The organism is Rickettsiales bacterium, from assembly GCA_033762595.1.
Lineage (GTDB): Bacteria > Pseudomonadota > Alphaproteobacteria > Rickettsiales > UBA8987 > JANPLD01.
Window position 1 is genome coordinate 1 of record JANRLM010000042.1, and the last position, 8,640, is coordinate 8,640.

Genomic DNA, 8,640 nt, shown 5'->3' on the forward strand with positions numbered 1-8,640 from the left:
GCTAAGAATTGAATAATTTATCTATATCTTCTTGGCTTGCGGTTTCAGTTTGAGGGCCTTCCATGAGGGATTTTTCAAAAGATTTTTCTTTTGCTGATATAGAGCCAGTTTTTTCAAAAATTTCACTAAAAATTTCTTTTAATTTTGTACATCTCTGACCTGTAAAATCCTGAAAATAAGTTGCTTCAAAAATTTTAGCAATTTCCATTTTTATCAAACCTGCAATTTCCTGATTGCTAACTGCTTCTGCTAATTTACTTATGTTTTCTGCGGATTGCATAATATTATTAGCACAAATTTCCGAATCTTTAACTAGAGCTAAAATTTCATCATTTGCTAGTGTAAATAAATCTTTCATTAAATATAATTTTTGTTTATTTTAGAATTTGCCAATCACCGCTTCCATCTTCATTTTTAGAGTTTGAAGATTGAATGGTTTTACAATATAGTTATTAACGCCCGCTTGTTTTGCGATAAGAACATTTTCCGCTTTAGTTTCCGCGGTTACCATGATGAAAGGCATTTTTGAAAATTTTTCACTCGCACGAACTCTTTTTAAGAAATCTAAGCCTGAAAGTGGCTCCATATTCCAATCAGAAAGGATAAGTTTATATTCTTTTTCTTGCATCATTCCCCAAGCCATTTCACCATCTGTGGCTTCATCAATATTATTAAAGCCAAGTTGATTGAGAAGATTTCTTTCAATTTTTAGCATCGTTTTATAATCATCAACGATGAGTATTTGCATATTTTTATCAACCATAACCAAAATTTATTATTTTTATAATTTCTAAATAAATTATTCTATAAATCAATATTATTCGGGGTTTTGTAATTTACCCAATTGATTTAGTGCTGAAGTTATCTCCTGAGCAATTCTGGGATCCATTTTAGATAAAATATCAGCGGCGTTTTTTTCTTTCATTCTGCTGAATATTGGCAGAGCCTCCTCAGTTTTCATTTTAGATAAAATATCAGCAGCATTTTTTGCCTTCATATTCTCATATATTTTAACAAGACTTTGAGTTTTTTCTTCCTCAACTTTACTATATTCATTTAAGCTGAGCTCAACTGCTTTTTTAAGTTTTCTGAGCTCTTCAAGTTTTTTATCAATTCTCTCCTCGGTAAGGGCAAGAACATTATCTTTAATTTCTAGCTCTTCTTCCCATCTGATAAGTCTTTTCTTTCTTTCAACAAGTCTTTGCAGAATTTGTATTTCCTCATCAGTAAGTTTTTTTACTTCGTCAATTGAAACCGCACCTTCAGAGTTTGAGCTTTCTGATTTAGCATCTTCGGTTTTAGGCGGGGATTCAGGAGCAGGGGTTTCTTGCTGGGCAACAGCTTGTGGGCCATATTCAAGAGTAGTTAAAATATTTTTGCTATTTTCAATAACATCAAAAATTTTTACAACAAAAAATAGGCTCAAGGAAATTGTTAAAACTCTTATTAGTGCCAAAAACATAGTTAACTACTTTGTTTTGTTATTTCCTCTTTTTTCTTAGCAATTTGCTTAAGAAGTGCATCAAGTGCATTTTTTTTAGAAGGGGAGTTGGAGTCTTTATTTGTATTTTGAATATTTTTATTTGGAGGTGTAAAATCTAAATTTTGTGAATAAATTGGTTTTGCTTGAGTTGCCTGAGGGTTTTCAACCATTACTTTTCTATAAATTTCCCTTGAGGAAGAAATTTTTTCATCAAGTTGAGATGCAACATTTTCAGCTTTTTCTGAGAGATATGATAAATCATTTGCTAAAAACCTCGCTTTTTTTATTTGTGCTTTGAGATTTTCATCAACGGATGTTCCAGTTGCTTTTAGCTCATTCACATTATTTTCCGCCCTTCTTATTGACTCATTAAACGAAATTATAAATTTCTCTAGTTCAGTTTTAGTTTGATTAAACGAGCTAATTTTTTTGCCAAGTCTCAGCCCTAAAACTGCTGTTATAGCTAAAAGAATGCAGATTATAATATTTAAGGTAATTTCAATTGTCATGAATAGCTAAAATTTTCTAGGTAATAGAAATTGCAAGTTTATCTTCTAATGCCCCAAGTTTACCTGAAAGTAAACTAATACCATTGCAATTTATGTCAAGTATATCATCATGTTTATTATTACTTACAAGTGTTGAACCAACTTTTAAGTTCGCTAAATAATTCAGGTTAATAGTAATTGGCTTTAATGTTGCTTGAACATTCACTTTACTACTTATTATTTCATCGCTGAGATAATTTTCCCATGATAAATCACTCCCAAAAGATTCCCCCGAGAACATTTGCATTAATTGATCTTTAACAGGCTCTAAGGTTTGATAAGGAAATATTATATCAATTTTTCCGCCATCGCCATCAAACTCAATATTGCAAGTTATTATTACAACAGGGTTTTGAGGCCTAGTAATTGCAGCAAATCTAGGGTTGGTTTCCAGCCTGTCATGCTTAAAAGTAACAGTTGTAACTGGTGTAAAAGCTGATGAAACTTCCTCTAAAATTAATTTGCAGAAATTAGAAATTATATCTTGTTCAATAGTCGTAAATGGCCTGCCTTCAATCCTGAAAGATGCTTTGCCTTTGCCACCACCCAATAAAATATCAACTAGCCTGTAAACTAATGAACTTTCAATGGTTATAAGACCCAAATTTTCCCATTCAGTTGCTTGAAAAACATTTATCATCGTTGGTAATGGAATGGTGTTTAGGTAATCTTCAAATTTAACAGAGCCAATATTTAGAACGCTAATTTCAGAAACTTCACCTGTAAAACTCCTTAAAGTGCTGGAGACAGATCTTGAAAATCTATCAAAAATAACTTCCAGCATTGGAAATTTTTCGTAATTATCAACCGTTCTGTAGATAAGTGCTTCAACCCCTCTTTCTGGGATAGTTGCCTCACCCCCAAAACCAAGTAAGGAATCTATTTCATCTTGACTGAGAGTTCCTTGGGTTTCAAGCATTGCAGACATATCTGCATCTTGAGCTTCTGTTTTGTCTTCTGCATTGCCCATTTCTGCAATCATTGAGGCCATCGCATCTTCTTGATTATTTTTATTTTCTTCACTGCCCATTTTTTACTGAACAATTATTTCTTTGAATAAAACGCTATTAACTTTGCCTGATTCTAAAATAGAATTTACTCTGAGTAGTAACTCAACTCTTAGCCTTTGAATACCAGCTGAGCCTTGTAGATCTGTGCTTCTAAGCTCCCTTAAATAAGTTTGAAAGGCATCTCTTATTCTTGGCATTTTACTCTGAATTTCATTCATAGTAGCTTGGTTAGGAACCTCTAAAGTTATGATTGTTTTAAGGAAGCTAACTTGATTTCCGGGGTTATTTAGATTCACTAAAAACTCGTCCATGTCAAAATAGACAATTTTTTCAACAAGTGCTTCCGCATTTTCTTCAACCTTTTTTTCACCTTTAAGAATTCCACTTAAAAACACTCCCGCACCTGCTAGAACTAAAACTAAAACCCCAACAATAACAATTATTAGTATTTTCTTGGATTTGGGCTTACCAGCTTCACCTTCTGGGTTTTCTGTTGCACTAGAATCTAAATCTTTTTCTTCCGCCATAATTCTATAAATTAAATTTACAACCTATTCTAATTCGTAGAAAAATTTTGTTTATTAATTTTTGTATAATTCAAGAAAATTAAAGAGTATTGAAGGTTTATTTGCAAAAAAGTTACTATTTATAAGTTAACAAAACTAATTAATTCATCAATGCTAACTTGGTTTCTACCGGTGTTTTTAGCAATGTAGAGCCTTGTATCCGCAACTTTATATAAATCTTGTGGGTTTGAAGATTCGTCTATAGTTGCTGATGCTATTCCAGCTGAGAAGCTATAATGCATAGGTTGCTTGCCTTCTTTGAAGATAAATTCCTGCCTATTCGCATCAATTCTGAGTCTTTCCGCCACAAAATATGCGCCTTTAATATCTGTATCTGGAAGGACTAAGCCAAACAAAGCATTTTCTAAACGAGCTAAGAAATCTGTTTCTCTTAAAGAGGATTTTAATAATTTCGCAAAGTTTTTAATAAGTAAATCGCCTGCATCTCTGCCATGTTCAAAATTTATTTTCTTAAGATTATCCAAATCAAATAAAATAATTGAAAGTTCAGATTTATTTCTCGTTGCCCGCTTGAATTCTTTTTCAAGATTTTCATCAAATTTCTGTTTGTTATCAAGTTCTGTAAGTGTATCTTTAATAGTTAAGTCTTTAATTCTTTGCTCTAATTGAAGCTCCATTTTTACCCTATCTTCAATATCGCGAAGTGAGCCAACTGAGCCAATTACCTTGCCGTTAGCATCAAACCAAGGCCAAGAAACATCGGAAACCCAAATTTTATCTCCAGTTTTAGTGCGGATTAAATAATCAGCTTGCCACTTGCCAATATCACCTGCGATGCGTTTTTTTTCAAGCTCGTCAAAAGAATCAATTTTTCTAAATCCATCAGTAACTATTTTTGTTTCAACAATTAGTGAGCGAAAATTAATATTTTTCATTTCTTGTGCAGTAAAACCAAGCAACATTTTGATGGCTGGTGAAATATAATCATATTTCATATTTCTATAATCAAGGCGATATATAGTGTCAGAAGAATACGAGGTAAGCAAACTTATTTCATTTTCTAGCTCTGCAATTTTTGATGAAAAATTTTTCTTTGATTTATGTGGCGTTGAAGGCAACCTATCTAAAATTTTTGAGCTATTTGCTTTTCTAAATGATACTGGCTTTCTTGAAAGTATTGAAATCTCTTGCATACAAGATATTGTAATATTATTAATTGATAAACACTATATATAGTTATTTTTAGCATTTTATAAATTGTTTAGTCAATAATAATTTAACAAAAAATTTTGAATTATTTTTTTGTGATTTTTTTGCAAAAGATTATAAATTTTTTTATTTAAATTTTTGAGAACTTTTCTTTTATGTATATTTTTTCAAGCTCTGTAGGTTCACCTTTTCCTTCAAGCAAAACTTCGCCAAAGTTTTTGAATTCTATAGTTAAGCCTTGCTCTATAGCCTTATTATAATCTTCAATTCCCTTTTTATTAGCTCTAACAAATGCATAATAATTTTCACCACTATCATTAGTAGATTGAGAGGTAAGCAACATAATAAAATCACTTTTTTCCAGTAAAATCTTATCAGTATTTTTTATATTGAATTTAGTGTTTTTCATTTTGTTTTTTTAATATTTGTTTTTCAGCAAAGCAAAAAAATTCAGTGCATAAGGCTATGCCCTCTCTTTTTCCTATTATATTATGTTTAGATAAAACTTGTTCAAGAGCTTCTGCTAACCCATGTATATGCTCCTTTGTATGCGAAGCATTAACTATAATCCTCAATCTTGCTTCACCAATAGGAACAGAAGGGTGAAAAACTGGTCTGCATAAATAACCTTTTTCTAATAAATCTTGAGCTACTGCTTTGGCTTCTGTTGCATCATTAATGCCTTCTTTTTTATCACCAATCATTATTGGTATTATATGCCCTCCAAAGTCTAAAAATGGCAGTTTCTTTTTCGTAAAAACTTGTTTTGCAAATGCTACATTTTCTCTGTGCGAAACTCTTTCAGGACAATTTTCATCCATCAAATATTTTGATGTAAATAAGGCTGTTGATGTAATTATTGGTGGCTCTGTTGATGTAAAAATATAAGAAGGCGACATTTTCATCGCTGTTGTAAAAGCCTTGTCCGCTATTACAAAACCACCTTTTGAGCCGTGAGCCTTGCCAAAGCCTCCAATTATAATATCAATATCATCCCTTACACCAGAGCTTTCACATATCCCCCCCCCTCGAGAACCGTATAAACCAACTGCATGAACTTCATCATCTATGGTTAGAGCATCATATTTTTTAGCAAGCTCCACTATATCTCTTATATTTGGCATTGCACCATCCATTGAATATATGCCCTCAAAAACTATTATAGGCTTTGAATTTGGATAAGTGGTTTTTACCTTTTTAAGTTCTCTTTCTAAATCCTCCATATCATTGTGAGTAAAGATAGCCTTTGGAAGCCCTCTCATACCCTCAATAATTGACCTGTGATTTAACTGGTCGCTTACAAATACTAGCTTGTTATCATATATTTTTGCTAGCATCTTTAGCGTTTCCATATTTGCATCATATCCTGACCCAAAAATAACAGACCCATCTCTTTCATACACGCTTGCTATTTGATGCTCTAACTCTGATAATTCTGGGTATCTGCCACCTAAATTATGGCTTCCACCTGAACCCACGCCTCTAATTTTAACAACTTCTATCGCCTGACTTACAAACTTTTCATTGGTGGCTAAACCGAGATAGTCATTTGATGAAAATGTAATAACCTCTTTGCCATCAAGAACTCCTTTAGGAAAAATGCCAACACCTGAGCTAAAATCCCAGAATTGCCTTTCTAAATCTTTGCTAGCATATTGCTCATCAAAATATGCTAGAGATAATTCTGCTAATGTTTTTGGAAGATGCATAACAAAAATATTCTATTTATACTATTTATTATATAATTTGTAACATATTAAGGTTAGCAAATCATTAAATTTCTTGTAAAAATTTGATTGATTGAAATTGAAAAAATCAAATGTATAAAGAACAGGTTTGAAATAAATAATCTGTTCTAATATGTCTATACATGCAGTGATTGGCGCTCAATGGGGCGATGAAGGTAAAGGTAAAATTGTTGATTGGCTATCAGCGGAAGCTGATGTTATAGTGCGGTTTCAGGGTGGTCATAATGCAGGGCATACACTTGTAATTGATGGCAAAGTTTATAAACTTTCTCTGCTTCCATCTGGAATTGTTCGCAAAAATAAAATCTCAATTATTGGCAATGGCGTTGTGATTGATCCGCAGGCTTTGCTTGATGAGATTGAAAAAATTTCATCACAAGGCGTTACCATTGATGAAAAAAATCTTATCATTGCGGAAAATGCTTGTTTGATTTTACCAATTCATAAACTTGCCGATCAATCATCTGAAAACAATAAAGGCAATAATAAAATCGGCACTACAGGCCGTGGAATTGGGCCCGCTTATGAAGATAAAGTGGGCAGAAGAACTATCCGAGTTTGCGATTTAGCAGATTTCTCAACGCTTAAAAATAAAGTTGATGCATTACTTGAGCATCACAATTTATTCAGAAAATCAGCAGGTTTTGATTTAGTTAATTCTGATGAAACAATGAATTTCTTAAAATCTATCGCCCCGAAAATTTTGAAATTTGCAAAACCTGCTTGGAAGTTACTTGCGGAATATAAAAAGCAAGGCAAGAAAATTCTCTTTGAAGGTGCACAAGGTATTCTGCTTGATATTGATTACGGCACTTATCCTTTTGTTACCTCCTCAAACACTAACCCTGCTCAGGCTTTCACTGGCAGTGGCTTGGGCTTGAGTGAAATAAAAGTTTTAGGCATCGCAAAAGCCTATACAACTCGTGTTGGCAGCGGGCCTTTCCCTTCTGAACAAGAAAATGATGATGGCGAATTAATGGGGCAGAGAGGTAGGGAGTTTGGAACGGTTACAGGCAGAAAACGCCGATGTGGCTGGTTTGATGCGGTTTTAACTCGTCAATCTTGCTTGATTTCTGGCGTTAATGGAATTGTTCTTACCAAAATTGATGTTTTAGATGAATTTGAAACAATCAAAATTTGTTATGCTTATGAAATTGAGGGCAGGGAGTATGATTATCTTCCAGCACTTCCGGAGCTTCAAGCCAAAGCAAAGGCTAAATATATAGAGATGAAAGGTTGGAAGGGTGAAACCACTGCAAATGTTAGAAATTTAGAAAATCTTCCAAAAAATGCTATCACTTATATTAAAAAATTGGAAGAGTTAATTGGTGTTAAAATCTCAGCAATCTCAACCTCCCCAGAGCGTGAAGATACTATTTTGTTGGAAAAAATATTTTGATTTAAGCTGTTGAGTTATATTAATATTTATGTTATAATGTCATTTATACGAACAATTTTATGGACATTTTAACATATGCAAATAGTTTCCTTTACAGTAGCTCGCAATAATTTAAAGGCTCTGCTAGATTCCGTTCTTAATAATTTTGAACCTACGGCAATTACTAGAAGAAATGGTGAGGCGGTTGTTTTAGTTCCGCTTTCTGAGTGGAATAGGTGGAGTGAAACTGAGCATTTGAAAGCCTCTGGCAATAACCATAAAAAATTGCTAAATTCAATTTCTGATCACAAAAAAGGTAAAATCTTCAAAAAGAAGCTAATTGATGAATAAAATGGAGGTTAATTTCACAAGTCAGGGCTGGGAAGATTATATTTATTGGTCAGAATTTGATAAAAAAATTCTTAAAAAAATTAATACTCTTATTAAAGATGTTTCAAGAAATCCTTTCCAAGGCTTGGGAAAGCCGGAGCCTCTAAAACATGAATATTCGGGCTATTGGTCTAGAAGGATTGATGAGGTTCACAGATTGGTTTATGCAATTGAATCTGGCAAAAGAATAGTAATTATAAAGTGCAGATATCATTATTGATAATCTAAAGTTTATCACTTACAACTAAATAACCTCTTTTGTTTCCCTCTCTAGCTTCGGTGTTCATTGCGTGATATAATTGATCAACTGAAACCCAATACCAAGGGTGTTTGTGAGATGCGGTATC

Annotated in this window: 12 protein-coding genes; 3 read left to right on the forward strand and 9 right to left on the reverse strand. The window is 32.9% G+C overall.

The window, feature by feature from the left end:
- Position 1: 1 nt before the first annotated feature.
- The 9 genes from SFT90_03385 to SFT90_03425 all read right to left on the reverse strand — a co-directional run bounded on the left by SFT90_03385 (position 2) and on the right by SFT90_03425 (position 6,486).
- Positions 2 to 358, reverse strand: coding sequence for a hypothetical protein (locus SFT90_03385; protein ID MDX1949529.1), 357 nt, complete (start codon positions 356 to 358; stop codon positions 2 to 4).
- A gap of 21 nt (positions 359 to 379) precedes the next feature.
- A complete protein-coding gene (locus SFT90_03390) occupies positions 380 to 763 on the reverse strand; it encodes a response regulator (GenBank protein MDX1949530.1) in 384 nt (127 codons plus the stop codon).
- A 54-nt stretch (positions 764 to 817) separates the two neighbouring features.
- Positions 818 to 1,462 (reverse strand): hypothetical protein, encoded by a 645-nt coding sequence (locus SFT90_03395; GenBank protein ID MDX1949531.1) that lies wholly within the window; start codon positions 1,460 to 1,462, stop codon positions 818 to 820.
- 2 nt (positions 1,463 to 1,464) lie between these two features.
- Positions 1,465 to 1,992 (reverse strand): DUF6468 domain-containing protein, encoded by a 528-nt coding sequence (locus SFT90_03400; GenBank protein MDX1949532.1) that lies wholly within the window; start codon positions 1,990 to 1,992, stop codon positions 1,465 to 1,467.
- A gap of 16 nt (positions 1,993 to 2,008) precedes the next feature.
- On the reverse strand, positions 2,009 to 3,061 hold the full coding sequence (gene fliM, locus SFT90_03405; protein MDX1949533.1) for a flagellar motor switch protein FliM: 1,053 nt from the start codon (positions 3,059 to 3,061) through the stop codon (positions 2,009 to 2,011).
- Between the two features lie 3 nt (positions 3,062 to 3,064).
- Positions 3,065 to 3,568, reverse strand: coding sequence for a flagellar basal body-associated FliL family protein (locus SFT90_03410; protein MDX1949534.1), 504 nt, complete (start codon positions 3,566 to 3,568; stop codon positions 3,065 to 3,067).
- Positions 3,569 to 3,687: 119 nt separating this feature from the next.
- The gene (locus SFT90_03415) at positions 3,688 to 4,761 is read right to left on the reverse strand and encodes a sensor domain-containing diguanylate cyclase (GenBank protein ID MDX1949535.1); all 1,074 of its coding nucleotides are present in this window, start codon (positions 4,759 to 4,761) and stop codon (positions 3,688 to 3,690) included.
- A gap of 146 nt (positions 4,762 to 4,907) precedes the next feature.
- A complete protein-coding gene (locus SFT90_03420) occupies positions 4,908 to 5,186 on the reverse strand; it encodes a hypothetical protein (protein MDX1949536.1) in 279 nt (92 codons plus the stop codon).
- Positions 5,173 to 6,486 (reverse strand): aminotransferase class I/II-fold pyridoxal phosphate-dependent enzyme, encoded by a 1,314-nt coding sequence (locus tag SFT90_03425; protein ID MDX1949537.1) that lies wholly within the window; start codon positions 6,484 to 6,486, stop codon positions 5,173 to 5,175. The genes SFT90_03420 and SFT90_03425 overlap by 14 nt, the downstream gene beginning before the upstream one ends.
- 151 nt (positions 6,487 to 6,637) lie before the next feature.
- On the opposite strand from SFT90_03425, the gene SFT90_03430 reads away from it, so the two are divergent.
- The 3 genes from SFT90_03430 to SFT90_03440 all read left to right on the forward strand — a co-directional run bounded on the left by SFT90_03430 (position 6,638) and on the right by SFT90_03440 (position 8,513).
- On the forward strand, positions 6,638 to 7,924 hold the full coding sequence (locus SFT90_03430; protein MDX1949538.1) for an adenylosuccinate synthase: 1,287 nt from the start codon (positions 6,638 to 6,640) through the stop codon (positions 7,922 to 7,924).
- A 75-nt stretch (positions 7,925 to 7,999) separates the two neighbouring features.
- On the forward strand, positions 8,000 to 8,254 hold the full coding sequence (locus SFT90_03435) for a type II toxin-antitoxin system prevent-host-death family antitoxin (GenBank protein ID MDX1949539.1): 255 nt from the start codon (positions 8,000 to 8,002) through the stop codon (positions 8,252 to 8,254).
- Positions 8,247 to 8,513: a Txe/YoeB family addiction module toxin gene (locus SFT90_03440; GenBank protein MDX1949540.1), complete on the forward strand. Its 267-nt coding sequence runs from the start codon at positions 8,247 to 8,249 to the stop codon at positions 8,511 to 8,513. The genes SFT90_03435 and SFT90_03440 overlap by 8 nt, the downstream gene beginning before the upstream one ends.
- Positions 8,514 to 8,640: the final 127 nt, after the last annotated feature.

Bases quoted from the DNA above. Each gene is read 5' to 3' on its own strand.
- SFT90_03385 (MDX1949529.1), bottom strand. From the start codon at position 358: ATGAAAGATTTATTTACACTAGCAAATGATGAAATTTTAGCTCTAGTT.
- SFT90_03390 (MDX1949530.1), bottom strand. From the start codon at position 763: ATGGTTGATAAAAATATGCAAATACTCATCGTTGATGATTATAAAACG.
- SFT90_03395 (MDX1949531.1), bottom strand. From the start codon at position 1,462: ATGTTTTTGGCACTAATAAGAGTTTTAACAATTTCCTTGAGCCTATTT.
- SFT90_03400 (MDX1949532.1), bottom strand. From the start codon at position 1,992: ATGACAATTGAAATTACCTTAAATATTATAATCTGCATTCTTTTAGCT.
- fliM (MDX1949533.1), bottom strand. From the start codon at position 3,061: ATGGGCAGTGAAGAAAATAAAAATAATCAAGAAGATGCGATGGCCTCA.
- SFT90_03410 (MDX1949534.1), bottom strand. From the start codon at position 3,568: ATGGCGGAAGAAAAAGATTTAGATTCTAGTGCAACAGAAAACCCAGAA.
- SFT90_03415 (MDX1949535.1), bottom strand. From the start codon at position 4,761: ATGCAAGAGATTTCAATACTTTCAAGAAAGCCAGTATCATTTAGAAAA.
- SFT90_03420 (MDX1949536.1), bottom strand. From the start codon at position 5,186: ATGAAAAACACTAAATTCAATATAAAAAATACTGATAAGATTTTACTG.
- SFT90_03425 (MDX1949537.1), bottom strand. From the start codon at position 6,486: ATGCATCTTCCAAAAACATTAGCAGAATTATCTCTAGCATATTTTGAT.
- SFT90_03430 (MDX1949538.1), top strand. From the start codon at position 6,638: ATGTCTATACATGCAGTGATTGGCGCTCAATGGGGCGATGAAGGTAAA.
- SFT90_03435 (MDX1949539.1), top strand. From the start codon at position 8,000: ATGCAAATAGTTTCCTTTACAGTAGCTCGCAATAATTTAAAGGCTCTG.
- SFT90_03440 (MDX1949540.1), top strand. From the start codon at position 8,247: ATGAATAAAATGGAGGTTAATTTCACAAGTCAGGGCTGGGAAGATTAT.